This is a genomic window from Delftia sp. S65, assembly GCF_016516495.1.
Taxonomy (GTDB): domain Bacteria; phylum Pseudomonadota; class Gammaproteobacteria; order Burkholderiales; family Burkholderiaceae_C; genus Comamonas; species Comamonas acidovorans.
The window spans coordinates 229,277-254,205 of sequence record NZ_JACVUR010000001.1 but is presented as its reverse complement, the minus strand read 5'-3'; the positions used below and the strand labels follow the sequence as shown (position 1 = coordinate 254,205).

Sequence of the window (24,929 nt, the reverse complement as noted above, 5' to 3'; positions counted from 1 at the left end):
CCCACGCGGCTACAGGCCGTAGAACGGGCGGTTGGCCTCGATGCGTGTCTGCTCGCTGGCGGGGTAGCGGCGTTCGGCCAGCAACTGCTGCAGCGCGGCGCGGCCCAGGTCGCGCAGCGGGGTGTAGAAGGCGCTGACGGCCAGCTCGTCCAGCGCGCGCCAGGCGTAGACCTGGGCGTCGATGAACAGGATGTCCTCGGCCGGGCGCGGCAGCGCGGCGGCCTGGCGCGCATAGAGGCAGGCCAGGGCGAACTCGGACCGCTCGCGGTGGTAGCGCGCCAGCTCGCACAGGGGCTCGGCCCGCTGCGGTCGCGCGGCATAGGCGGTGAGATAGGCCTCGCGCACGGCGGCCGGCTCGGCGCCCGAGCGCTCCAGCAGCACGCCGATCTGGAACAGCGCAAACCACTGCTCCTCGGCCCAGCCGCCCATGGCGGCGCGCTGCCGGTACCAATGCAGGCTGGACTCGATCTGGCCCGCGTCGCGGTGGCTTTGCGCCAAATAGAACACGTTGCGCGTGTTGCCAGGCTGCTCGCGCACGGCCTTCTCGAGCACGGCGATGTCGCGCAGGTAGGTCTGCGGGTCCCGGGCCCGCGCACCATCGTGCGAGACATCGATGAACGGCCCGGCCAGCATCTGCCAGGGCTGGTGCGCCGGGGCGGTCAGGTACTCGTGCAGCACGCCCTCCCAGCGCCAGTCCACGCGCGTGGCGATCAGCGCATTGCGCTGGTATTCGGTGCCCGCCATGTGGCAGGACAGCATGCAGCCGTCCGCCTCCAGCGCCGGCCATGCAAAGCCTTCGGGCACGCGCAGCTGCTCGTCGGCATCGATGAACAGCAGGTAGTCGCCGTGCGGCCGCGCCAGCTCCAGCGCCTCGTTGCGGTTGTGGGCGAAGTCCACCCAGGGCCGCTCATGCAGGCTGCCGGGCACGCCTTCCATGCACTCGCGCACCAGGGCCTGCGTGCCATCGCTGGAGCCCGTGTCCACGATCACCCAATGGTCCACCCACGGCTTGACCGAGGCCAGGCAGCGCGCGATCACCGGGGCCTCGTTCTTGACGATCATGTTCAGGCAGATGCGTGGGCGCGTACTTGCCGAGGATTTCTGCATGGTCTTGGTCACCGGCAATCACCGGTAGATCGGCCGGTTCGGAGTGCATGAGTGCACTGCCGTACAGACCCGTTGCAAGGGGGGGGCTATCTGTGCCTACTGGCACATGAAGGTAACACTCACCCCTGTCGTCTGGGAGGCATAGGTTTGATTGCTGTCCGACAGGCTCACGGCGACGAGGTCCCCTGCGACGAAGGTTTGGGACCCGTTGACGTTGCAAGTAGGTTGAGACGGGGTAAGTGTGCAACTGGCAATGGTGACCGTGTTCTTGCGCAGGTTCACCTGAACGTTCGCCAAATTCTTGCTGCCGGTCTGTGCGGCCCAGATGCTGCCAGAGCAGTTGAGCGGCACCACGCGAAGCGAATCCTGCTCGTTTGCGGCGAGCGTGCTTCCGGCCAGCAGGTAATGCGGGCTGCTGAAGCTATTGCTGCCGTTGGTCGATGGAACGATATAGGTCTGTATGAAGCCGCCCGAGCCGCTAGGCCCCGGTGCTCCCGCCGCCCCCGTCGCCCCCGTCGCCCCGGTGGGGCCTGTGGGCCCTTGCAGGCCTGCGCCCGTGGCGCCCGTCGCACCGGTTGCCCCAGTGACACCCTGCGTGCCAGGCCCCCCTTGCGCGCCAGTTGGCCCTGTGAGGCCGTTGGCACCTGTCACGCCTGTGGCTCCTGTTACTCCCGTGGCGCCAGTGACACCTGTGGCTCCAGTTGCCCCCGTAGGCCCGGTTGCTCCAGTCGCACCCGTTGCTCCAGTAGCACCCGTTGCTCCTGTGCCTGTGGCACCCGTGACACCTGTGGGTCCCGTTACGCCAGTCGCCCCAGTGGGGCCTGCGGTGCCGACCGCGCCTGTTGCGCCGGTGACGCCTGCAGCTCCCGTGGGTCCCGTCACGCCGGTGGCGCCAGTTGCCCCGGTCGCTCCTGTGGCACCTCCGCCCACGCCGGGCGCGCAATGCACCAACTGCCCTGTGGCACCGTCAAGGCACAACAACTGGTTGCTGGTGGCGGTATCGGCTGGCAGGGCCGGCACCAGCACCTCGCCTGTGTTCTGCACGCGCAGGCGCTCGGCGCCTGCCGAGTTCTTGATCACGAAATTGCCGCCGGCCGGCATGGTAATGCTCACATCGGCGGCGTGCGCTGCGGGGCTGAAGATGCCTGCACTGAGACAGATGCTCCAGAAGAGACGGGAGTGGATGCAGGAGGTGCGAGGGTCCATGGTTCAGAAAGTGCTTGGATGACAGCGCGCAGAAAACTGGCGCCAGGGTTGCTGGCGCCAGTTTCGAAAGAGGGGGGCGTCGGTCAGGGCGACGAGAACTGCAAGGGCCAGGAGATAGTGGCAGGCAGGCCCATGCTGGTGAGCGGTGTCTCGACGAGCGGGAAGACGGTCTGGGGTGAAGATGAGGCTATGCAGGCGCCTGTCGAATAATCTTCAGCCGATTGGATGGTGCCGTTGATGCCCAGGCTCAACTGCGTCTTGGCCTGCACCACGCCATTGGCGTCTGCTCCACCCAGTACATAGAATTTGCCGGCATTCTTCGCATACACCAGCGTCCTGGCAAAGCGCGGATACAGCTGCGTCGAGTTGAGTGACGCCAGGTACGGCTGTCCCGTGCAATCGGTGCTGGCAAAGAGCAGGTTGGTGTCGTTCTGATAGCCGCCTTCGGGGCGGAACTTGACGAGATGGAAGGTCGAGGTGAGCACGCTGATCGTGCTGTAGTTGGTGGTAGCGAGGCCGACCACCGTACCCAGTGCTGCGCCGCCGCTGTCCCTCAGCGTGACACCGCCCCCGCCTGCTGGGCCGGTCGCTCCGGTGGAGCCCGTATTGCCTGTGGCGCCCGTGACACCTTGCACGCCCTGGATGCCTTGGGGACCCGTGGGACCCGCCACCCCCGCCCCTGTGGGGCCGGTAACTCCGATAAGGCCCTGAACCCCCTGCGGACCGGTCGGCCCTGTGACTCCGGCACCCGTGGGGCCTGTGGCACCCGTGATGCCGGTGGCCCCAGTGGGGCCGGTGGGACCGGCTGCGCCTGTGACTCCCGTGGCGCCTGCAGGGCCGATGGCACCTGTCGAACCTGTGGCCCCCGTGGCGCCTGTCGCTCCCGTGGCACCTCCACCCACGCCCGCCGCGCAATGCGTGAGCTGGCCCGAGACGCCATCAAAACACAGCAACTGGTTGCTGGTGGCCGTATCGGCCGGCAAGGCCGGCACCAGTACCTCGCCGGTACGCTGCACGCGCAGGCGCTCGGCACCCACGGAGTTCTTGATCACGAAATCGCCATTGGCTGGCAGGGTGATGGAGACATCGGCCGCGAGTGCTGCGGAGGTGTGCAGGCCTGCGCCCGCAAACATCGCAAGCAGCAGGGCCGGGACAGGGCGACGGTTCTGGTGCATGTCCGCTCCTCAGATCCGTGTGTTGCGGCGCTGGCGGTGCAGGGCCATGCCGCCGAGCAGCAGGCTCATCAGCATCAGCCCGTAGGTGCTGAGCGTGGGGATGCTGGCCGGAGCCGTTACCACAGGCGCTCCGATCTGCACGTTGCCAGGCACCACGCTGCCGCTGCTGTTGACCAGGGTCGCCGACGGCCCCATGGTCACCACGGCGGTGCCAGGGCCGGAAGAGGTCAGTACCACCGGCCTGCCAGGAGAGCCCAGGGTAAGGGTGCCCAGCACCGTGAGGTTGGTGCCTGCCGGCAGAACGATGGTGGGAGGCGTTGCGCTGGTGCTGATCAGCGTGAGGTCCTTCACGATGATGTTGCCGCTCAGTTGCAGGGTGGAGCCGGCTGCGCACGAGTCGGACAGCACCACGCTGCTGGTGCCCAGGTTCAACGGCACGGTGCTGGTGAGATCGCCGCTGACGTTGAGCTGGCCCCCGGCGCCGGTGACCGTCGCGCCGGTGTCGAAGCTGAAGGACCCCGTGTCGAACGTCCCTGTGCCCAGTGTCAACTCGCCCTGCATGAGGACCGCCGTGCATGGCAGCTGGAACGAGCCGCCGGCCAGATCGATGCTGCCTCCCGCCGGAACGACCATCTGTCCCCACGCCGAGCCGCACAGCGCCGTGCCCAGGGCCAGCGACGCAGCCCAACGTTTTCCGAAACCTGCCATGAGTCCGATCTCCCGCGTACAGACGGCAATGCGCCTGTCTGATTTTTGTAGAGGCAGGCACCCCCGTGGATAGGGCGCAGCACTGCCGAAGTCGGGCAAATGATCAGATAGAAAATGATTCTCTTGTAAGAAAAATTAACAATTGATTATGCGTTTTCATTTTTAGCAAGCTATCGGTTTGCGCGGAGGGATGGGGTTTACCAATCCTCCTTGACCGCCAGCACTGCCTCGCGCCCTGCAGCCGCACGCCCGGCCAGCCAGGCCGTCAGCGTGCCTGCTGCGATCACGCTGGCAGCCAGCGCCAAAAGGCGGGACCACGGCAGGGACAGCTCCATGGTCCAGTGAAAGCTTTGCGGATTCACCACGTGCACCAGGATCACGGCCACGCCCAGGCCCAGCAGGCTGCCGGCGATGGCGCCCGCCGTGGTCCAGGCCATGCCTTCGCCAGCCACCACGGCCAGGATGTCGCGCCGCGTCAGGCCCAGGTGGGCCAGCAGGCCGAATTCCTTGCGCCGCGCCAGAACCTGGGCGCTGAAGCTGGCGGCAATGCCGAACAGGCCGATGCCGATGGCCACGGCCTGTAGCCAGTAGGTCACGGCAAAGCTGCGGTCGAAGATGCGCATGGAGCGCTCGCGCAGCGCGCCGCTGCTGGCGAACTCCAGTGCCTGCGCGGCGCCCGGCCCGGTCAGCAGGGACTGGATGCGCGCCTGAAGCTGTTGCGCCGTGGCCGTGTCGTCGCCGTCCGGCCAGATGGCGATTTCGGTGGGGCCTGCCGTGGTGGCGCTGCCGTCGGCAAGCCGTTGGTAGTCATCCCAGTCCATGGCGATGGCGCCGAACTGGCGCACATAGTCGCGCCAGATGCCGGCCACAAACACGCGGGAATCTTCGGACGGCAGGGCCTGGGCCAGCAGCGGCCACTCCTGGCCCGGCCGCACGCCATAGAGTTGAGCCACCGCTTCGCTGACATAGACGGGCGTGCTGCCAGCGGGCGCTTGCAAGGGGCCTTGTATCCACGGCAACTGCTGGCCCTGGGGGCCATGCAGCGGACGCAGCAGCAGGCTGACGGCGGGGCGATCCGGGCTGAGCCACAGGCTGGTGCTGCGCATGGGCTGGGCGCGCTGCACGCCAGGCAGGGCGGCAATGCGCGCGGCCAGATCGGCAGGCAGGGGCGCGGCATCGGCACGGCCTGCGCTGCCGGAGGTGCGCAGGTACAGCGGGGCGGGCAGCACGGCGTCCAGCCAGGTGATCATGCTGTCCCTGAAGCTGGCCACCATCACGGTCAGCGCCACGGCCAGGCTCAGGCTGGCCACCACGCCGCCCACGGCCACGGTGGTGCTGCGGCGCATGCGCCGTGCGCGCTCCACGGGCAGCAGGGCCAGCGGCTGGCGCAGCAGCGATTGCGGCACCAGGCGCAACAGCTGGCCCAGCAACCAGGGCAGGGCGGCCATGCCGCCCAGAAGCAGCAGGGCCACGGCTGCATAGGCGGCCAGGGGAATGCCGGCCACGGGCGGCACAAAGGCCAGGGCCACGCTGGCTGCCATCAGCAGCAGGGCCGGCAGGCCGCGCGCCGCGCGTTCGGAGCCCGCGCCCTGGCCCTTGAGCGTGGCGGCGGGCGGCAACTCCATGGCCTGGCGCGCCGGCCACCAGCCGCCAGCCACGGTGGCGGCCACGCCGAGCAGTCCAAAGGTCAGCGCGGCGCCGGCGCTCCACTGCAGCGCGGGCTGCACGCCGGCAAAGTAGCCGCCGCCCAGGTCACCGCCCAGCAGGTGCAGGGCCAGCCAGGCCAGGCCCGCGCCCAGTGCAATGCCGGCCGCGCTGCCCACAATACCCAGCAGCAGCGATTCCAGCAGCACCAGGCCCAGGCGCTGGCGAGGCGTCAGTCCCAGCACGGCCAGCAGGGCGAACTGCGGCGCGCGCTGGGCCACGCTGAGCGCCAGCACCGAGAACACCAGGAACGCCCCCGTGAACAGCGCCACCAGGGCCAGCACCGTGAGGTTGACGCGGTAGGCGCGCGACATCTCGGCAATTCGCTGCTGGTCGTCGCCGGGGCGGCTGGCCAGGGCCTGGGCGGGCCAGTCGGGCAGGCGGCGCAGCTCGGCCAGCAGGGACTCGCGCGTGGCGCCTTCGGCCAGCAGCACATCGATGCGGTCCACCTGGCCCCAGCGCTGCAGGCTGTCCTGCAGCGCGCCGATGTCCATCACGGCCAGCGGCGGGCCGGATGCGGCCACCGTGCCCGCGATGCGCAGGGTCTGCGCGCGCCCGCCCAGTTGCCATGGCAGGGGCGTGTGCCGAGCCTGCTCCGGCGTCAGGCCCAGGGCTTCGAGTGCCGTTGCATTGAGGAAGACCGCATCGGGCGCGAACAGGTCCAGACGCCCGCCGCCATCGAACAGCCGGGGCATGAGCGCAGGCGCTACGGGCGCCAGCCGCAGCGCATCGCCGCCCAGCACGCGCAACTGCACCGGCGTGGCGGTGCCGGCCAGGGCCGTGGCTTCGATCCAGGGTGCGGCCAGGCTGACCTGGGGCTGCTGCGCAACACGGCCATACAGCGATTCGGGCAGGCCGCCCTGCATGGCACGCAGCTCCAGGTCCGGCTGGCCGCTGACCGTGCGCAAGGCGCGCGAGAACTCATCGAGCGCGGACTGGTTGATCACATGCACGGCAAAGCCCAGGGCCACGCCCAGCATGATGGCCACCAGGGCGGTGGCCGTGCGCCAGGGATGCTGGCGCAGCTCCTGCCAGGAAAAGGTGCGAAGCAGGGCGAGCATGGGCGGGCGATCTTTGGCGCTAGGCGGGCTGCATGCCCTGTGCGGTCAGGCGCAGCACGCGGTCGGCACGGCGCGCGGCCTCGATGGAGTGCGTGACCAGCACCAGGGCGGCCTGGTGTTCCCGGGTCTGCTGCAGCAGCAGTTCCATGACCTGTGCGGCCGTGCCGGGGTCCAGGTTGCCGGTGGGCTCGTCGGCCAGCAGCAGGGCCGGGCCGTGGACCAGGGCGCGTGCAATGGCCACGCGCTGCAGCTGGCCGCCGCTGAGCTGCCAGGGCAGGCGCTGCTCCAGCCCCTGCAGCCCGACGGCCTGCAGCAGTTGCTGCACGCGCTGGCGGCCCGCCGCATCCAGCCGCTGCAGCAGCATCAGCGGCAGGGCCACGTTGTGCCAGACATCCAGGTGCGGCAGCACATGGAAGGCCTGGAACACGAAGCCCACATGGCTGCGCCGCCACAGCGCACGGCCGGTTTCATCCAGGGCCGACAGGTCCTGGCCTTCGTGCAGCACGCGGCCCTGCTGCCACTCATCGAGCCCGGCCAGGCAGTTGAGAAAGGTGGACTTGCCCACGCCCGAGTCACCCACGATGGCCACGAACTCGCCGCGCGCCACGCTGCAGTCCACGTTCTCGAAGATGGCGGTTTCCGTGCCGCCGTCGTTGCGGTAGCGCCGCGCCAGGCCCTGGACCTGAAGCAGCGGCGGCTGAGTCAGTGGCGTGTTGTCCCGGGGCGCGGCAGTCATGAAGGCGGTTTCCTGTTCAGCCGTTGCGGGCCTGGTTTGCTGCAGCCACCACGGCCATTGCTGCCTGCAGCAGTTGCTGCTGGGCATCGGGCGCGTCGCAGGCAATGGCATGGCGGGCGGGCATGCTGCGCAGCCAGGTGATCTGGCGCTTGGCCAGCTGGCGCGTGGCGGCAATGCCGCGTTCGCGCAGCGAGTTCATGGAGTACAGGCCGTCCAGCGATTCCCAGGCCTGGCGGTAGCCCACGCAGCGGATGGAGGGCAGGTCCAGGTGCAGGTCGCCGCGCGCGCGCAGCTGTTGCACTTCGTCGATGAAGCCGGCGCTCAGCATGGCGTCGAAGCGCTGGGCGATGCGCGCATGCAGCCAGGCGCGGTCCTGCGGCTCCAGCGAGAAGAAGCCGCCGGGGCTGATCAGGCCCTGTGCCGCATCCTTGCCCGCCCGCGTATGAAAGCTGGACAGCGGTTTGCCCGACACATGCCAGACCTCCAGCGCGCGCTGTATGCGCTGGCTGTCGGCCGGCGCCAGGCGTGCTGCCGTGGTGGGATCGACCTGGGCCAGCAGCGCATGCATGGCGGGCCAGCCGATCTGCGCGGCCTGGGCGTCCAGCCGCTCGCGCACGGCGGGGTCGGCGGCCGGCATGTCGTCAATGCCATCCTGCAGGGCCTTGAAATACAGCATGGTGCCGCCCACCAGCAGCGGCAGGGCGCCGCGCGCGCGGATCTCGGCCACCAGGCGCTGCGTGTCCTGCACGAATTCGGCCGCGCTGTAGGCCTGCAGCGGGTCGCGGATATCGATCAGGTGATGGGGGCAGGCAGCCAGTTCTTCGGGCGTGGGCTTGGCCGTGCCGATGTCCATGCCGCGATAGACCAGGGCCGAGTCCACGCTGATGATTTCTGCGGCCTGGCCGCGTTCGGCCAGCAGCCTGGCCAGGGCCAGGGCGGCAGCGGTCTTGCCGGAAGCGGTGGGGCCGGCGATGGCCAGGCAGGGGAGCGGGGAAACGGTGGACATTCGAGAAACGGGAACGCAGGAAAGTGGAATCAGCGGTGGTCATCGACCCGGCCGTGGCGGCGCACCAGCCCCCAGGCGACCAGGGCCGTGCACACGCCCCAGAACCAGATGCCGAAGGCCATGGGCCGGGTGGACTGGCCGTCCAGGTGCAGGCCCAGCCAGTGTCCCATGGCAAAGGCGATGAGCATCATGGTGAAGCCGTTCAGCGCCGAGGCCGTGCCCGCCGACTGCGGGAAGGGCGCGATGGCATTGCTCTGGCCGCAGGGCATGTGCACGCCATGGGCGATCTGGAAGATATAGAAGGGCAGGGCATAGGCCCAGAGGCTGCGCGCATCGGCCAGCGCCGCAATGCCGATGGCCGTGGCCGACAGCAGGCTGGCCAGCCCGGCAATCTGCACGGCGCGCCGCACATCCATGCGCTGCAGCAGCCAGCGGCACAGGAAGGTGCCCGCGATGTAGCACAGCGCATTGCTGCCCATCAGCAGGCCGTAGCCCGTGCGGCTCACGCCCAGCACATGGATATAGGTGAAGGAAGATGCGGCCAGGTTGGTGAACAGGGCCGCATAGGTGCAGCAGGTCAGCAACTGGTAGGACTGGAATCCCGGGTGGCGCAAGATGGTGATCCAGTTGCGCGCCAGGGCCAGCGGCTGCAGCGCCGTGGGATTGGTGCGGGCCAGTGTCTCCGTGAAGCGCAGGGCCACCAGCAGCAGGGCCAGCGCACCCATCACGGCCTGGGCCAGCATGGTCGAGCGCCAGCCCAGCGAATCCACCAGCAGGCTGCCGCTGACGGGGCTCAGGAAGGCGATCACGCCCAGCCCGGTCAGCGCCTTGGACATGACCTGGGCGCCCAGGTGCGGTGCGAACAGGTCGCGCACCATGGCGCGTGCACACATCACGCCGGCGCCCAGCGATGCCCCCTGCAGCGCGCGCCAGGCGATCAGCGACGCCATGGTCTCGGCACTGGCGCTGCCCAGCGCGGCCAGCACGTAGATGGACATGCCCGCCAGCAGGATGGGCCGGCGCCCGAAGCGGTCGGACAGCGGCCCCCAGGCCAGTTGCGAGCAGCCGAAGGCCAGCAGGAACGCCGTCAGCGTGAGCTGCACCTGGGACACCTGGGTGGAGAAGGCCGCCTGTATCGACGGCAGGGCCGGCAGGTACAGGTCGGTGGCCAGCGGCTGCAGTCCCAGCAGCAGGCCGAGCAGGACAACGACCAGGACGGGGGACATGGCCGGCTGCGCTTGCGCGGCGGCGGGAGACAGGGGCGCTGACATAGGCGACCGAGGGTAGCAGAGAACAAGGGGTGCCGCTGTCCATGTTCGGGCGGTGCATATCCATCTGCGGATTGCGCAGTTGGGAACCGGCCGGGCCCTGCCTACATTGCATTGCAGAGGAATCAACCCGATCAACGCAACTGTGAACAAAGGACCGCAATGGCAACGCTGACCGCTTTCTCCTCCCTTCCCGCCGCGCTGCGCCAGGGGGCGTGCACCCTGCTGTGGAGCGTGGCCCTGGTCGGTGGTGCGGCCCATGCCAATGCGCCTGTGCCCGAAGGCCCGCTGGTCAGCACCGAATGGTTGGCGGCCAACCTCAACCGCGCCGATGTGCGCATCGTCGAGGTCAGCGTCAACCCCGGCCTGTACGAGCGCTCCCATGTGCCGGGCGCCGTCAACTTCTCTTGGCACAACGACCTCAATGACAAGGTGCGCCGCGACATCGTGGGCAAGGAGCAGTTCGAGAAGCTGCTGTCCCAGGCCGGCGTGAAGGAAGGCAACACGGTCGTGCTGTACGGCGATACCAACAACTGGTTCGCAGCCTGGGGGGCCTGGGTCTTCGACATCTATGGCGTGCAGAACGTCAAGCTGCTGGACGGCGGCCGAAAGAAGTGGGAGGCCGAGAACCGCCCCCTCAACAACCGCGCCCCGGAATATGCGGCCACCACCTACCGCGTGGGCAAGGTCAACACCGCGCTGCGCGCGCGCCTGACCGATGCGCTGGCCTCGGCCGAGGGGCGCAGCGACGCCAGGCTCGTCGACATCCGCTCGGCCGACGAATACCAGGGCAAGGTCTTCGCCCCGGCCGGCGTGCCGGAGCTGGCCATCCGCGCCGGCCACATCCCCGGCGCCGTCAACGTGCCCTGGGGGCAGGCCGTGCGCGAGGACGGCAGCTTCAAGTCCGCCGAAGAACTCAAGAAGCTCTATGCGGGCGTGGGCATCGACGGCAGCAAGCCCGTCATCACCTACTGCCGCATTGGCGAGCGCTCCAGCCACACCTGGTTTGCGCTGTCCAAGATCCTGGGCTATCAGGTGCGCAACTACGACGGCTCGTGGACCGAATACGGCAACTCCGTGGGTGTGCCCATCAACAACCCGGCCGGCACGGTCTGGGCCGCGAAATGATCCTGCAGTCGATCAACCTGTCTTGAAGGCGGGGGCCGGGCGAGGGGTGTCGGTGCTCTTGGTTTGACGGATCAGGGGTGGTGACGAGTGGCTTTGGCAAAAGCTCGGCTCCTTTGGGGCCCGCAGACTGCGGGCCCCTTTTTTTATGCGTGGGATGGCAACAAAGGGGGCAGGAATGACAAGCGTGACCGGTGAGCACACGCAGAACGTGAATGGCAGACACAGGGCAAGGGACTGGACCAGATGGCTGCCCTTGGCCGCCGTGCTGGCCGCAGCCTGGCCTGTGGCGGCGCAGCTGCAGCTGCAAGGCGGCGGGCGCACCCTGGTCTTTGCGCTGGCGCTGGGCCTGCTGCTGGGGCTGGTGCTGCAGCGCTCGCGCTTTTGCTTTTACTGCCATGCGCGCGACTGGTTCGAGTTCGGCGACCCGCGCGGCGTGCTCTCCATCCTGCTGGCGCTTGCCGTGGGATCGGCGGGCATGACCGTGGTGCTGGGCAGCTGGGTGGCCGTGCCCCAGCCGGGCCAGTTGCCGCCCGACATGCACATAGGTCCCGTGAGCTGGGTGCTGGTGCTGGCGGGCCTGGCCTTTGGCGCGGGCATGTCGGTCTCGGGCTCGTGCATCAGCGCCCACTGGTACCGGCTGGGCGAGGGATCGCCCGTGGCGCCGTTTGCCCTGGTCGGCACGGGCCTGGGCTTCGTGCTGGGGTTTCGCAGCTGGAACCCGCTTTACAGCCTGGCCATTGCCGATGCACCCGTCATCTGGCTGCCGGCGCATCTGGGCTATGGCGGCGCGCTGGCGCTGCAACTGGCCGTGCTGGGACTGCTGGCGGCCTGGGTCTGGGGCATTCATGGGCGCTCGGGTCGCGCACAGCCACGGCCTGCAGCAGAACCGGCGCAGCCACCGGGCCTGCGCCAGCTGTGGCTGTCACTGTGGCAAGGCCGCTGGAATGCCGCGCTGGGCGGCCTGGCCGTGGGCCTGATCGCGGCCGCCGCCATCGTGCGCATGCGGCCGCTGGGCGTGACCACCACGCTGGGCAGCACCGTGCGCGGCTGGGCCCAGGCGGGCGGCTGGGTGCCCGAGCGCCTGCATGGCCTGGATACCCTGGGCGGATGCGCCACCGCCGTACTCAACAGCCTGCTCACGCCCCATGCCGTGCTGCTGCTGGGCCTGGTGGCCGGTGCCTGGGGCGCTGCCGTGGCCAGCCGCCAGTGGACGCCGCGCCGCCCCACCTGGCGCGATGCGGCACGCGGCCTGGCCGGTGGCGCCTTGCTGGGATGGGGCGCCATGACGGGGCTGGGCTGCACCATTGGCACGCTGCTGTCGGGCAGCATGGCGGGCGCGCTGTCGGGCTGGGTCTTTGGCGCGGCCGTGTTCACGGCGCTGTGGGCGGGTTTCGTGCTGCGGCGCTGGCAGGCCAGCCGGGACTGAGGGCCTTCAGCCGGCAGCCACACCCAGCAGCAGATCCGCAATCTCCTCCGGATACCGCTGCCGGCTTCCGTCGATGAGCACGCAGCCGGGCGCCTCGGGGTCGGGCCTGGCCAGGGGCATGCCGTGGTCGATGAGGGCCTGGGCGCAGCCCAGCCAGTCGCCGCCGCCGGGTTCCGTGGATTCGGGCTGGTTCAGCGATGCCCAGCACAGGGTGCCTGCGCAGTTGTCGCCATAGGCGTGGCGCTCGGTCCACTGTGCGCCGTGCTCCAGCAGGAAGCGCGCCATGGCGGCATCGCCACGGAACACGGCCTGGTTCAGTGCGGAGGCATCCCAGTCGCCGCCGCGCGCGGCGATGGGCCAGCCCAGTTCCACCATGCAGCGCACGGCGTCCATGCAGCCCAGGGCCGCCAGTTCGGGCAGCATGCGCAGTTGTTCGGGCGCCAGGCCCTGGAGCAGCCCGGGGTGGGCTGCGGCAAGACGGCGGGCCTGTGCTGCGTCGCCCACGGCGCAGGCGGCCAGGAGTTGCTCCTGCGGCGTGGTGGGCTCGCTGCCCGCCGCCTGTTCCAGCAGGGCGGCCACGTCGGCCAGGCCAAAGCGCCGCGCCAGTGCAGCGGCACGCAGGCCCTGCGGCGTGCGGACCGACGGATCGGCGCCGGCATCCAGCAGCGCCTGCACATGGGCGGGCGAGCGGCGCCGGCGGATGGCCCACAGCAGTGGGCGGCCCCATTCGCCCTGGCCGTTGTCCTCGTTCGGATCGGCGCCGTGGTCCAGCAGCAGGCGCAGGGCCTGCACATCGTCCAGGTCCAGCACGCGGAACAGGGCATTGCTGCCGTCCGCGCGTGCGCCGGCTTGCAGCAGCAGCCGCGTGCATTCGCGGCTGGCGGGCGTGCCTTCCAGCGAGTGGTAGAGCGATTCGCCGTCGTTGGGGTCGGCACCGGCCTGTAGCAGCATCTGCGTCAGTTGCGCATCATGGTTCTGGCCTGCTGCGCCATAGAGGGCCGACAGCCGCTCGGTATCGGAGGGGGCCTGCAGCGAGGCGGGTGGCCAGCGGTTGCCTATGGTCTGCAGCGGGTCGGCGCCCGCGTCCAGCAGCCAGCGCGCGCATGCGTGCAGGTGCTCGGTGAATTCGGGCAGGCGCAGCAGGCAGGAATGGGTGACGGCCATCAGCGGCGGCAGCGCCAACGGCCCGCCTGCACGGCGCAGCCAGTCGGGGTCGTTGCGCCCGGCCTCGCGCAGCACGGCCAGATTGCCGGTGGCGCAGGCCACCCAGGGATCACTGCCATCACTGCCCGCCAGTTCCGGCCGCTCGTCCAGCAGGCGCCGGGCCAGCGCGGGCTGCGCGCGGTGCGTGCCGCCCGCCACATCGCCGGCATAGACCAGGGCCAGCCAGTGCAGCCGGGATTTCTCGGGGTCCGCCGCCAGGCGCTGGCATGCCTCGACGTAGCCTGACAGCTCGCTCCATGAAGCGAAACCGTGCTCGCGCGCCACGCAGGACTGGGCGTCGTGCAGTCGCAGGTCCTTGGCGGCCAGTGCCTCATCGGCAAGGCCTTTGGCCGCCGGCAGGTGGGAGCGCAATTGCTCCATGGCCTGGGCCGAGCCTGCGCGATAGGCGGCCAGCAGTTGCTTGGCCTGTTTCTTGAGATGGCCCATGTCGGGCCGGGCGGGGATGCGTTTCACAGGGATACCTCCGTGCACGAAGGCCAATGACCTGCAGCTTGGCGCACAAAGGCATGTGGCAAGAGAAAAACGCCGGGAGGCGCATACAGGTGGGTTCAACCCTTCCCGCAGGTCCGGGTGCGGCCTGGACCGCAAGCGCGGATGTTAGCGCAAGGCGACAGTCATCTGGGTGACAGCCGGCAGCCCCTGCTTGCGGGTTCCTACCCGCATGGCGGGCCAGTTGTCTGGCATAGGCTGCGTCGGCAATCCCGCTTGAACCTGATTTTTTGCGCGCGTTTCCCTCAACACCTTCATCCCAAGGAGACAGTCTTATGCGAGCCCTGCGTTGGAATCGTTGGAAGTATCTCGGTCTGCTGGCGGCCACGGGCCTTGCGGCCTGCGGCGGGGGGGACGGTGATGCGCCCGAGGAGACGCGGGCACAGGACAGCCGCAGCTTTGCGCCGGCCAATCCTTCGGCCACCAGCTTCGACGCGCTGGCCGCCGCTTCGGGCGATGTGGTCGACAACGCCAGCACCAGCCGCTGGGCCGGTGTGCTGGAAGGCGCGGCCTACCGCATCGAGGTGCCGGCCAACTGGAATGGCCGCCTGGTGATGTATGCCCACGGCTATGCGGGCGAGGGCAGTGCGCTCAACGTCACCAATCCGTCCATACGCCGGTACCTGATCCAGAACGGCTATGCCTGGGCGGCGTCCAGCTACAGCAAGAACTACTACGACGTGCGCGCCGGCGTGGAGGACACGAATGCGCTGGCGCTGGCCTTCAACCGCCTGGCCGCATCCCACGGCCGGCCGCTGGCGCAGCCGCAGCGCCTGTACATCACCGGCCATTCCATGGGCGGCCATGTCACGGCGGCGGCCATCGAGGCCGAGGCCCAGGCCACCGCGAGGAACAAGGTGCGCTACCAGGGCGCCGTGCCCATGTGCGGCGTGACGGGAGATACCGAACTGTTCGACTACTTCGCCGCGGCCCAGGTCACCGCGCAGGCCATGGCCGGCGTGGCCCAGCGTCCCGTCACCGAGTGGGCCGCCATCCAGGGCCAGGTGACCTCGGCCCTGTTCACCACCTTTCCGTCGGCTCCCACCGCAACGGGGCGCGCCTATCTGTCGGTCATCCAGAACCTCACGGGTGGCCCGCGCCCGCTGTTCGATCTGGGCGTGGCCGTGGGCGGCTCGTTCGCGCCGGTCTGGGGCGTGTTCGGCAGCGATGGCTCGGTCAACGGCATCCTGAACCGCAATGTGACTGATACCAACCGCTTCACCTACCGCATCGACGGGGATGCCGCGGCCTCGGCCGCGCTCAATGCCGCTGCGCAAAAGCGCACGGCCGCGCCCGATGCCAACCGGCCGCGCCGCGACGGCCTGCGCTGGATTCCCGTGACTTCCGGCGATATCAACATTCCCGTGGTGACCCTGCATACGCTGGGCGATCTGTATGTGCCCTTCAGCATGGAGCAGATCTACCAGCGCCGCGTGGCCGACAAGGGCCGGAGCCAGTGGCTGGTGCAGCGCGCCATCCGCGGCGCATCGCACTGCGACTTCACCGTGGCCGAACAGGTGGAAGCCTTCGATGCCATGGTGCAGTGGGAGCAGGGCGGCGCCAAGCCGGGCGGTGACGATGTGCAGACGGCCGCCACGGTGGCCGCGCCCACCTATGGCTGCCGCTACACGCGCAACACGCTGGGCCCGGATGACAGCACCACCACGCGGCAGTTGCGCGCCGTGATCTCGCAGAACGCGGCAAGCTGCCCGTAGCGCGGAAGGCGGCGCAGGCTGCGCCGCTCAGCGCGGGCTTGCTGGCGCTGTGGGCGCCTGTGCGAGCAGGCGCAGCCCGAACAGCTCGTCCAGCGCCTGCCGGTATTGCTCCATGGCGCGCGACTGGGTGTTGTGGTGGTTGCCGCCTTCGATGAGCACGAAGCGCTTGGGCTCGCTGGCAGCGTCGAAAAGCTGGCGGCCCAGCGTGGCGGGGATCAGCGGGTCGGCGCTGCCGTGCACGACCAGCAGCGGCGAGCCTATGCCGGCCACCTTGTCGATGGAGGCAAAGCGCTGCGTGATCAGCGGCCCCACGGGCAGCCAGCCCCAGCGGAAGCTGCGGACCACGTCGGGAATGCTGGTGAAGGTGGCCTCGACCATGACGCCGGCCTCATCCTGGACGCTGCGCGCCAGGTCGATGGCGATGGCGCCGCCCAGTGAATGGCCGAAGATGAAGCGCGGCCGGCCCGGAGCGTGCCGGCCCAGCCAGTCCCAGCCTGCGCGTGCGTCCTCGGCGGCCGATTCCTCGGACGGCAGGCCGGCGCTGCTCTTGCCAAAGCCCCGGTAGTCGATGGCCAGCACCGAAAAGCCCAGTTCGTGCAGCCGCCGGATGCGCGGCGAGGAGCCGGCAACGTTCCAGCGCGCGCCATGCAGGTACAGCAGCACGGGGGCGTTGCCGGCCGTGGCCGGCTGGGACAGCCACAGCGCATGCAGGCGGGCGCCGTCCTGCGCTGGCATGTCGATCCAGACATCTTCCATGCCGGCCGTGTTGGCGCCGGGCCAGCTGCGGTCGCTGGGCTGGAAGATCCATTCGCGCTGCTTGGTGTCCAGCACGGAGCAGCCGCTGGCCGCCAGCAGCGCGGCCACGCCCAGCGCCGCCGTGATCCGGTGCAGGCGCCTTCGGGGCCACAGAAAGGGAAGCATTGAGGGCATGACGCAACAATGGATGCACGGGCCGGCCAAAAGTTCAGCGCCGCTGCCCTGCGGGCCGGCGCTGTCATGGATTGGCGCTATTCTTGCCGCTGGTTCGCGGGCCGACAAGGCGATGCGGACCTCTCCCCACTGTTGATGAGTGAACCTGTATGCCGATACGCCTGGGCCTGGCCGCCAACCGAATCCACCACCAAACCGAGGATGCCGCACTGTTCGGCTGGCTGCGCGCCTGCGAGTCCGGCATCCGCGAGCTGCAGCTGGGCCTGCATGCCGTGGGCCGTACCTTCGACGCCATCCAGGCCGCCGGCATGCTGGCGTCCTACCGGGGCCTGCGCCGCTATCCCTATGGCCGCGAAGGCGGGCTGATGAAGCTGGTGGCCGAGGTGGTGGGCGTGGAAGGCGACGAGCGCACGATTGACGGCGCCATTTATCTGACCGACCCGGTCGATCCGTCCTCCATCTTCCCCGAGGCCGTGGCGCTCAAGCGCCAATGCGTGATCCACGGCAAGCCCTTCCTGTCCACCGTGGCCTCGGCGCGCGACTGGATCGAGATGGAGCGCATCCATGCCGGCCTTCCCAGGGATGCGGGCGCGCAGCGCTTCCATGACTATGCGCAGCAGACGCTGGCGCTGATCGCCCACGATGCGCTCAAGCCCACGATGCTGGATTTCGCGGCGCGCAACTTCGAGCTGCTGTCGCGCTTTGGCCGGCGCGTGGGCACGGGCACCACGGGCCAGCGGCTCAACGAAATGGCCTGGAGCCGTGGCTGGCCCGAGGACCGGCCCTGGGTGGACCGCTACAACAGCGGCCCGCTGGGCGGCGATGCGCAGATCGCCGACCTGGTGCTGGACCGCCGCTGCCAGCGCGTGATCTTCTTCGAGGACCCGCATGTGGCGCGCCAGCACGAGGCCGACATCCAGCTGCTGGAGCGCGCCGTGACCACAGTGACGCACGACACGGTCTGCACCACTTCTCCGGCCGTGGCGCAGCGCTGGTGCGATGCGGCCTTGATGCGCCGCTGAAACCTTCGTCACGCAGACGACAGCCCGCCGGCCTGCGGGTGGGCGAACACCCGTGACCGGCCGAGGGCTTTCTGCAAGACTGGCCGTTTCCAAAACCAAGGAGACAACGATGGTCAGTCAGCTCTTTCGGCGTTCCCGGTATGCCATGGCCCTGCTGGCGCTGCTGCCCGGCTGGGCTGCAGCCCAGGCCCCCGCAGCGCCCGCGCTGCCGCCGCCCGACAGCGTGCGCCTGGAGCAACTGGGGCTGATGCAGGGCTTTCCTCCGGCCGCCGACAAGCGAGTGGACGTGTCCAACGGCTACCGCTATCCGCAACTGCGCTGGGTGGTGCAGCACCTGCGCGAAATCCAGCCCACGCAGAACATCCGGCGCGGCGCGGCGGCGCCCTCGGCCCTGCCCGAAGCCCCCATGGCCCTGGGCGGCCTGCGCTTTGACGACGACAAGGGCCAGCCCGTCACCGTGGACCAATGGCTGGACCGCACCTATACCGACGCCATCGTGGTGCTGCACAAGGGGCGGGTGGTCTTCGAGCGCTACCAGAACCAGATGCAGGCCAGCTCGCCGCACCTGCTGTTCTCGGTCACCAAATCGTTCACCGGCCTGATGGCCGCGCAACTGGCCCACGAGGGGCGCATCGACCCCCAGGCTCTGGTCACTAAATACGTGCCCGAGCTGGAAGGCTCGGCCTGGGGCGACATGACGGTGCGCCAGGTCATGGACATGACGGGCGCCGTGCGCTTTCGCGAGGACTACACCGACCCCAAGACCGAGATCTTCGGCTACTCCTGGGCCTCGGGCATGCTGCCGCGTCCGCCCGGCTACGCGGGGCCGACCAATGTGTACGACTTCCTCAAGACGCTGCCCAAGGAAGGCACGCATGGCGAGGGCTTTGTCTACCGTACCGTGCACTCCGAGGTGCTGGGCTGGATCGTCTCGCGCGTCACGGGCCGGCGCTGGAGCGATCTCATGAGCGAGAACATCTGGCAGAAGCTGGGCATGCAGGAAGACGCCTATGTGATGGTGGACAGCACCGGCACGCCGCTGCAGGGCGCGGGCCTGAACGCCACGGCGCGTGACCTGGCGCGCGTGGGCGAGATGCTGCGCCTGGGCGGCAGCTTCAACGGCCACAAGATCTTCGACAAGGTGGTGCTGGACGACATTGCGCGCGGCGGCGACCGCGAGCAGTTCAAGTTCCGCGGCATCCAGGCCGCGCGGCCCGGCTACAGCTACCGCAACCAGTGGTGGGTGCTGCACAACGCCGACGGCGCCTACGAGGCCGCCGGCATACACGGCCAGTTCATCCACGTGAACCCGGCCGCGCAGATGGTGGTGGTCAAGCTGTCATCGCACCCGGTGGCGGGCGCGGCCTTCACGCATGCGCTGACGCTCAAGGCCTGGGCGGCGCTGGCCGATGCGGTGCGCGACAGGTAGTAGGAACAGGTAGCAGGCAGCAAAAAAGGCAGCGTGCGCAAACACGTTGCCTTCGGCCCGTGGGCAGGCCGGGCCGGCTTCTGATCGCCTGGCACGGCCCGCAATGGAGCGCGCGCGTCAGACCTGGCGGCGCCGCATCCGGGTCATGCCGAACAGGGCCAGCAGGGCCGACATGGCAATCAGGCACCACTGTGACAGGGTGGGCACTGCGGTGGTGGTGGCGGCTGCCGCAGGCATGGCCACGACCACGGGGTCGAGGATGGCGCCGTCCTGGGCTCCGTCATCGTCGCCATCGCCGCCGTCCGTGACGGTGTAGCTGGCAGTGCCACCATTGAAGCTGGAAATCTTCACCCACTGGGCAGGCGTTGCCAGCGGCTTCCATTTCAGCAGAACGGCACCTGCGGGCACGTCTGCATGCGTCACCTGCATGGTCAGCGTGTCGCCGACGGTGCAGTCCCGGGTCTCAAACTCCAGCACGGGCCTGGGCATGTCGGGCACGGCCGTGAAGCCGGCGGGCAAGGGGCCGGGCAGGGCGCTGGTGAATGCGACATGGCGGAAGGTGCAGGTGCCATTGGGCTGGCCTTGCGTGAACTGTGTCCTGCTCGTTCCATCGGCGTGCTGTGTGAGGCCGAGAACAGTCACGGAGACGGTGCCGGTTGCGGCTGCGTAGTTCAAGGGATCGCTGCTGGCCTTGGTCCCCCGCACGACGCAGGTGCCCGTGGCCGTGCCGGTCAACTGGTTGCCGCTGACCGTGCATGGCCCGCTCAGGAGCTGGAAGGCGGGGGTGGCGTTGCCTATGCCGCCGCTCAGGGCCAGGGTGGTGGTTTCGCCCACGGCGACGGCTGTCGGCGTCGCGGTCACCGTGGCTGCCTGGGGCTCGGGGATCTTGATGGGATTGAGCGTGTAGCTGCGGTCCAGCGTATTGGCTTTGCTGTCGGTGACCCGGATCGTGAACGAGGTGCTGCCTGCGGCCGTGGGCGTGCCGCTGATCGTGCCTGTGGCGGGGTCCAGTTCAAGTCCTGCAGGCAGCGCTCCGCTTTGCAGTGCAAACGTGTAGGGTGCGCCCAGGCCGCCGGTTGCCGTCAGTGTCCGGGAGTACAGGCTGCCGACCTGGGGGCTGGGCAAGGTCGAGGGGCTGATGCTCAGGGGAATGAAGGGCTCGACGGAAACGGACTGCAGAGCCGCACCCACAATGTCGGCGGCCGAGAAAGTGATTTTCACGGTGCTGCTGTTGGTGATGGGCTCGTCCAGCGCAATGGTGGAGATGCCCACCGGTGCCGTCTTGGTGTACGTCACGGCGCCCGATGTGATGGTCAGTTGCAACGGATTGGCCGTGCTGTTGCGCATCACGAATGATTGGAAATTGATCTTTCCGGTGAGAGCCGACACCGACCAGGATGCAAAGGGATAGGCCGAGCCGCTGATTCGAAAGCTCATCCAGCCGTTGCTGTCGGTGCCGCAGCGGGTGGTGCCGCCGACCATCTGTGCGGAGAAAAAATAGTAGGGCGATGAAGGCGTCGTGTCAGTCGTGGATCTGCAGTTGCCGTTGACATCCAGATTGGGTTTGAAGCCGAGGGATTCATAGGCGAAGGCATTGCCCAGCGACAGGGCAGCGGCGCCGACGAGCAGCGCTTTGGTGATGGGTCCAGGGAGCATGGGGAACGGGGGTGGAGACAGGGCGCGCTGAGTGTCCTCTCCCGTTGGCCGGCGAATCTGAGCAATTCTGAGAATTGGCTTTCAATAGCGAAGGCCGTCGCGCTTTCTGTGTGCGGGCCAGCCATGAAAAAAGCCCATGCAGCAGGCTGCATGGGCTTTCGTCAGGGATGGGGAGCGCTGATGCTCAGATCACGCCCTGGGCCAGCATGGCGTCGGCCACCTTGACGAAACCGGCGATGTTGGCGCCGTCGATGTAGCTGACCGTGCCGTCCTCGCGCTTGCCGTACTTCAGGCAGGCGGCGTGGATGCCTTGCATGATCTGCAGCAGGCGGGCATCGACTTCCTCGGCGGGCCAGGACAGGCGGGCCGCATTCTGGCTCATCTCCAGGCCCGAGGTGGCCACGCCACCGGCGTTGCTGGCCTTGCCCGGTGCGTACAGCACGCCGGCCTTCTCGAAGGCCTTGGCGGCTTCGATGGTCGAGGGCATGTTGGCGCCTTCGGCCACGCAGATCACGCCGTTGGCGATCAGCACCTTGGCGTCTTCCTCGGTCAGTTCGTTCTGCGTGGCGCAGGGCAGGGCCACGTCCACCTTCAGGTGCCACGGCGTCTTGCCGCGCAGGAACTCGGCACCCACCAGCTTGGCGTACTCGTCCACGCGGCCGTAGCGGTGGTTCTTCACGTCCATGAGGATGGCCAGCTTCTCGGTGGTGAAGCCGTCCTGGTCATACACGGTGCCCGAGGAGTCGGAGACCGACACCACCTTGGCGCCCAGTTGCAGGGCCTTCTCCACGGCGTACTGGGCCACGTTGCCCGAACCCGAGACGGAGACGGTCTTGCCTGCGAAGGACTGGCCGCGCGTGGCCAGCATTTCCTGGGCGAAGTAGACGGTGCCGTAGCCGGTGGCTTCGGGGCGGATCAGCGAGCCGCCGAAGGACAGGCCCTTGCCCGTGAACACGCTGGCGGCGCTGTTGGACAGCTTCTTGTACATGCCGGCCATGAAGCCCACTTCGCGGCCGCCCACGCCGATGTCGCCTGCCGGCACGTCGGTGTCCGGGCCCACGTGGCGGAACAGCTCGGTGACGAAGGCCTGGCAAAAGCGCATGACTTCAGCGGGGCTCTTGCCCTTGGGATCGAAGTCCGAGCCGCCCTTGCCGCCGCCCATGGGCAGCGTGGTCAGCGCGTTCTTGAAGGTCTGCTCGAAGGCCAGGAACTTGAGCACCGACAGCGTGACCGAGGGGTGGAAACGCAGGCCGCCCTTGTAGGGGCCGATGGCCATGCTGTGCTGGATTCGGAAGCCGCGGTTGACCTGCACCTGGCCCTTGTCGTCGGTCCAGCTCACGCGGAACATGACCACGCGCTCGGGCTCGACCAGACGCTCCAGCAGTCCGTGCTCGGCGTACTTGGGGTTCTTCTCGATGAAGGGCCACAGGCTTTCCATCACTTCGGTGACGGCTTGCAGGAATTCGGGCTGGCCGGGGTTGCGTTGCGCCACTTCTTCAAGGAATTGGCCGACGGACTCGTACTTCATGGAAAAACCTCTGACTAAAAAACGGCTGCGGGAAGGGGTGAGTGCAAACCAAAATTATGCCAAAAAGTTATGCCGTCATGCATCGTTTTGGTGAACGGTGCCCGTGCTTGGTGCCTGAATGCCGTTTTTCGGTGCATTTCCTAAGAGGTGCTGGCGGTATTTGGTGCATGGGCAGGGCCTGCGTGCCGCAGTGAGCGCGCAGGCCGCGGCCTGGATCAGCCGTATCCGGTGGCGTGCATGGTCATGGCGAATGGGAATGGCGGGCGCCATGCCAGCTGACATGAAGAGTGGCTAGGAAGGCCTTGCAGCCGGACGGGGCTTGGGCCCGCCCGGCCATCCCATCGCCTGCCTTTCAGCTGCGCTGCAGCTGAGGATGGCGCGCGAACAGGTCGGCCGCCCAGTCCACGAAGGCCCGCACCTTGGCGCTGAGGTGGCGGTTGGGCGGATAGACCACGTGAATGGGCAGCGGCGGCTGGGTCCATTCCGGCAGCACCTCGACCAGTTCGCCGCTGTCGATCAGCGGCTGGGCAAAGGCCGTGACCAGCTGCGCGATGCCAAAGCCCGCCAGCACGGCGGCCGTGTAGGCATTGCTGTCGTTGGCCGCGATGCGGTAGTTGCCCGCCACCTCGATGGATTCATCGCCCCGCTGGAATTCCAGCGGGTACATGCGCCGCGTATGGCCCGAGAAGAAGGCGACGATCTGGTGCTTCGTATCCAGTTCGGACGGATGCTGGGGCACGCCGTGGCGCGCCAGGTAGGCGGGCGAGGCCACGGTGACCCAGTTCATCGAGCCGATGCGCCGCGCCACCAGGGACTGGTCGCTGAGCTCGCCCCCGCGGATCACGCAGTCCACGTTGTCGCTGATCAGGTCCACCAGGCGGTCGCCCACGCCCAGGTCGATCTGTATGTCGGGGTAGCGTTCGCAGAATTCGGTCAGCGCCGGAATGATGATCAGCCGGGCCATGGAGCTGCCCACGTCCAGCCGCAGTCGCCCGCTGGGCGCGGTCTGGGTGTTGACCATGCTGGCTTCGAGATCGTCGAAGTCGTTGAGCAGGCGTGCCGCGCGTTCGTAGTAGGCCGCGCCATCGGGCGTGACGGTGACGCGCCGCGTCGTGCGGTTGAGCAGCTTGACGCGCACGCGCGCCTCCAGCGCCTGTATCTGTTTGGTGACCGTGCCCTTGGGCAGGTCGAGCGAATCGGCGGCGCGGGTGAAGTTGCCGGCTTCCACCACGCGAACGAAGACACGCATGGCCTGGATCTGGTCCATGGAAAGTTGCTCCTGCAGCGCCCGGCAAGGGAATGCCGGCTCGGCGGAATTCTCACATGCGCGGTATCGGGCGATTGTTCGTGAAACGGAAACAGAGCGATGGCTGCGTTGCTATTTCAGACATGGCCGGCGCCGCCTATATTCCAACCATCGACCATCGACCATTGCCGCAGGTTCGCGCCATGTCCACTTCCCCGTCGCTTCCGAACGGCCCCGCCGCCGGGGCGCAGATTGCCGAAACAGAATTCTCCATCGAGCTGCCCGAGCACGGCACCGTGGCTGCGCGCGCCTATGGCCAGCGCAGGCCCGGCACGGTCTCGCCGCTGGTGCTGCATTTCCATGGCGGCACCTTTGTCTGCGGCACGCTGGACAACGGGCGCTACATCGGCCGGCTGCTGGCCGAGGCGGGCGCCGTCGTGGTGTCGCTGGCCTACCCGCTGGCGCCCGAGCATCCGTTTCCCCAGCCCATCGAGGTGGGCTACGCCGTGCTGCAGTGGCTGTACAAGCACCGCGTGAAGATGGCGGGCAAGGGCGCACCGCTGTTCCTCGCGGGTGAAGAAGCCGGCGGCAACCTGGCCGCTGCCGTGGCCGTGATCTCGCGCGACCGGGGCCATCCGCCGCTGGCGGGCCAGATCCTGGTGTCGCCCATGCTCGATCCCTGCACCGGCACCGCCTCGCAGCGCGAGGCAACGCCCGAGGCCGGCGAATGCCGCTGGGCCACGGGCTGGCGCGAGTACCTGAGCTGCCCCAAGGACGCCATGCATCCCTATGCCGTGCCCGGCAGCTCGCTGCGCCTGGCCCAGCTGCCGCCGGCCCTGGTGCTGGTGGGTGGTGACGACCCGCTGCGCGATGAGGCCCAGGCCTATGCGGCCCGCCTGCGCGCGGCCGGGGTGACAGCCAGTAGCCATGTGCTGCCCAGCGCGTCGAACTGGCCGCAGGCCCTGTCCGAGGCCGAGGCCTGTACGGCCTGCAGCGCCGCCGTGTCCCAGCATGTGCATGACTTCTTCGAGGCCACCATGAACAAGCCCGCAGCACCGGGCTAGGCCCCGCGCCGCTGCAGCCGGCGACACCTGCTGCCCCGTTTTCCCCTTCCGCCTTCCCGGCGCGTTCAGGCGCCGGGCGGGCATCGTGTTCCCTGAATTTC

The 24,929-nt window shown here is 68.6% G+C and carries 19 protein-coding genes; 6 read left to right on the top strand and 13 right to left on the bottom strand.

The genetic code is table 11. From position 1 onward, the window contains the following. Positions 1-9: 9 nt before the first annotated feature. The 8 genes from IAE24_RS01045 to IAE24_RS01010 form a co-directional block, all read right to left on the bottom strand. Entirely contained in the window at positions 10-1,107 is a 1,098-nt protein-coding gene (locus IAE24_RS01045) for a glycosyltransferase (RefSeq protein ID WP_199959894.1), read from the bottom strand. Between the two features lie 96 nt (positions 1,108-1,203). Beyond that, positions 1,204-1,758 (bottom strand): hypothetical protein, encoded by a 555-nt coding sequence (locus tag IAE24_RS30650; RefSeq protein WP_325100476.1) that lies wholly within the window; start codon positions 1,756-1,758, stop codon positions 1,204-1,206. Positions 1,759-2,396: 638 nt separating this feature from the next. Next, positions 2,397-3,488 (bottom strand): collagen-like protein, encoded by a 1,092-nt coding sequence (locus IAE24_RS30645; RefSeq protein ID WP_199959890.1) that lies wholly within the window; start codon positions 3,486-3,488, stop codon positions 2,397-2,399. Between the two features lie 9 nt (positions 3,489-3,497). Then, a complete protein-coding gene (locus tag IAE24_RS01030) occupies positions 3,498-4,196 on the bottom strand; it encodes an IPTL-CTERM sorting domain-containing protein (protein WP_199959888.1) in 699 nt (232 codons plus the stop codon). Between the two features lie 197 nt (positions 4,197-4,393). Beyond that, positions 4,394-6,961 carry an FtsX-like permease family protein gene (locus tag IAE24_RS01025; RefSeq protein ID WP_199959886.1) on the bottom strand — a complete coding sequence of 856 codons (2,568 nt, stop codon included), beginning with the start codon at positions 6,959-6,961 and terminating at the stop codon, positions 4,394-4,396. 19 nt (positions 6,962-6,980) lie between these two features. Then, positions 6,981-7,697 carry an ABC transporter ATP-binding protein gene (locus IAE24_RS01020; protein ID WP_199959884.1) on the bottom strand — a complete coding sequence of 239 codons (717 nt, stop codon included), beginning with the start codon at positions 7,695-7,697 and terminating at the stop codon, positions 6,981-6,983. 16 nt (positions 7,698-7,713) lie between these two features. Next, positions 7,714-8,703: a tRNA (adenosine(37)-N6)-dimethylallyltransferase MiaA gene (miaA, locus tag IAE24_RS01015; RefSeq protein ID WP_199959882.1), complete on the bottom strand. Its 990-nt coding sequence runs from the start codon at positions 8,701-8,703 to the stop codon at positions 7,714-7,716. Between the two features lie 29 nt (positions 8,704-8,732). Then, complete coding sequence (locus IAE24_RS01010) at positions 8,733-9,929, bottom strand: multidrug effflux MFS transporter (RefSeq protein ID WP_199959880.1); 1,197 nt, start codon at positions 9,927-9,929, stop codon at positions 8,733-8,735. 204 nt (positions 9,930-10,133) lie between these two features. Here IAE24_RS01010 and IAE24_RS01005 point away from each other — a divergent pair, with 204 nt between their 5' ends. Continuing rightward, positions 10,134-11,099 carry a sulfurtransferase gene (locus IAE24_RS01005; RefSeq protein ID WP_199959878.1) on the top strand — a complete coding sequence of 322 codons (966 nt, stop codon included), beginning with the start codon at positions 10,134-10,136 and terminating at the stop codon, positions 11,097-11,099. Positions 11,100-11,274: 175 nt separating this feature from the next. Next, a complete protein-coding gene (locus tag IAE24_RS01000) occupies positions 11,275-12,525 on the top strand; it encodes a YeeE/YedE family protein (protein ID WP_199959876.1) in 1,251 nt (416 codons plus the stop codon). A 6-nt stretch (positions 12,526-12,531) separates the two neighbouring features. Here IAE24_RS01000 and IAE24_RS00995 read toward each other — a convergent pair whose 3' ends face one another. Then, a complete protein-coding gene (locus tag IAE24_RS00995) occupies positions 12,532-14,202 on the bottom strand; it encodes an ankyrin repeat domain-containing protein (protein ID WP_199959874.1) in 1,671 nt (556 codons plus the stop codon). 311 nt (positions 14,203-14,513) lie between these two features. Here IAE24_RS00995 and IAE24_RS00990 point away from each other — a divergent pair, with 311 nt between their 5' ends. Further along, entirely contained in the window at positions 14,514-15,953 is a 1,440-nt protein-coding gene (locus IAE24_RS00990; RefSeq protein ID WP_043819206.1) for an alpha/beta hydrolase, read from the top strand. 27 nt (positions 15,954-15,980) lie between these two features. On the opposite strand, the gene IAE24_RS00985 is transcribed toward IAE24_RS00990, so the two are convergent. Further along, complete coding sequence (locus tag IAE24_RS00985) at positions 15,981-16,883, bottom strand: alpha/beta hydrolase (protein WP_063328090.1); 903 nt, start codon at positions 16,881-16,883, stop codon at positions 15,981-15,983. 149 nt (positions 16,884-17,032) lie between these two features. Here IAE24_RS00985 and IAE24_RS00980 point away from each other — a divergent pair, with 149 nt between their 5' ends. Both IAE24_RS00980 and IAE24_RS00975 read left to right on the top strand, forming a co-directional pair. Next, complete coding sequence (locus IAE24_RS00980; protein WP_012206945.1) at positions 17,033-17,905, top strand: methylglyoxal synthase; 873 nt, start codon at positions 17,033-17,035, stop codon at positions 17,903-17,905. A gap of 109 nt (positions 17,906-18,014) precedes the next feature. Beyond that, positions 18,015-19,334, top strand: coding sequence for a serine hydrolase domain-containing protein (locus tag IAE24_RS00975; RefSeq protein WP_199959866.1), 1,320 nt, complete (start codon positions 18,015-18,017; stop codon positions 19,332-19,334). A 117-nt stretch (positions 19,335-19,451) separates the two neighbouring features. Here the strand turns inward: IAE24_RS00975 and IAE24_RS00970 are convergent, their stop codons facing one another. The 3 genes from IAE24_RS00970 to IAE24_RS00960 all read right to left on the bottom strand — a co-directional run bounded on the left by IAE24_RS00970 (position 19,452) and on the right by IAE24_RS00960 (position 23,785). Beyond that, positions 19,452-20,990, bottom strand: coding sequence for an IPTL-CTERM sorting domain-containing protein (locus IAE24_RS00970; RefSeq protein WP_199960033.1), 1,539 nt, complete (start codon positions 20,988-20,990; stop codon positions 19,452-19,454). A 184-nt stretch (positions 20,991-21,174) separates the two neighbouring features. After that, complete coding sequence (gene gdhA / locus IAE24_RS00965; RefSeq protein ID WP_199959864.1) at positions 21,175-22,518, bottom strand: NADP-specific glutamate dehydrogenase; 1,344 nt, start codon at positions 22,516-22,518, stop codon at positions 21,175-21,177. 352 nt (positions 22,519-22,870) lie between these two features. Beyond that, positions 22,871-23,785 carry a LysR family transcriptional regulator gene (locus IAE24_RS00960; protein ID WP_012206938.1) on the bottom strand — a complete coding sequence of 305 codons (915 nt, stop codon included), beginning with the start codon at positions 23,783-23,785 and terminating at the stop codon, positions 22,871-22,873. A gap of 182 nt (positions 23,786-23,967) precedes the next feature. On the opposite strand from IAE24_RS00960, the gene IAE24_RS00955 reads away from it, so the two are divergent. Continuing rightward, positions 23,968-24,828 (top strand): alpha/beta hydrolase, encoded by an 861-nt coding sequence (locus IAE24_RS00955; RefSeq protein ID WP_043819199.1) that lies wholly within the window; start codon positions 23,968-23,970, stop codon positions 24,826-24,828. Positions 24,829-24,929 lie beyond the last annotated feature (101 nt).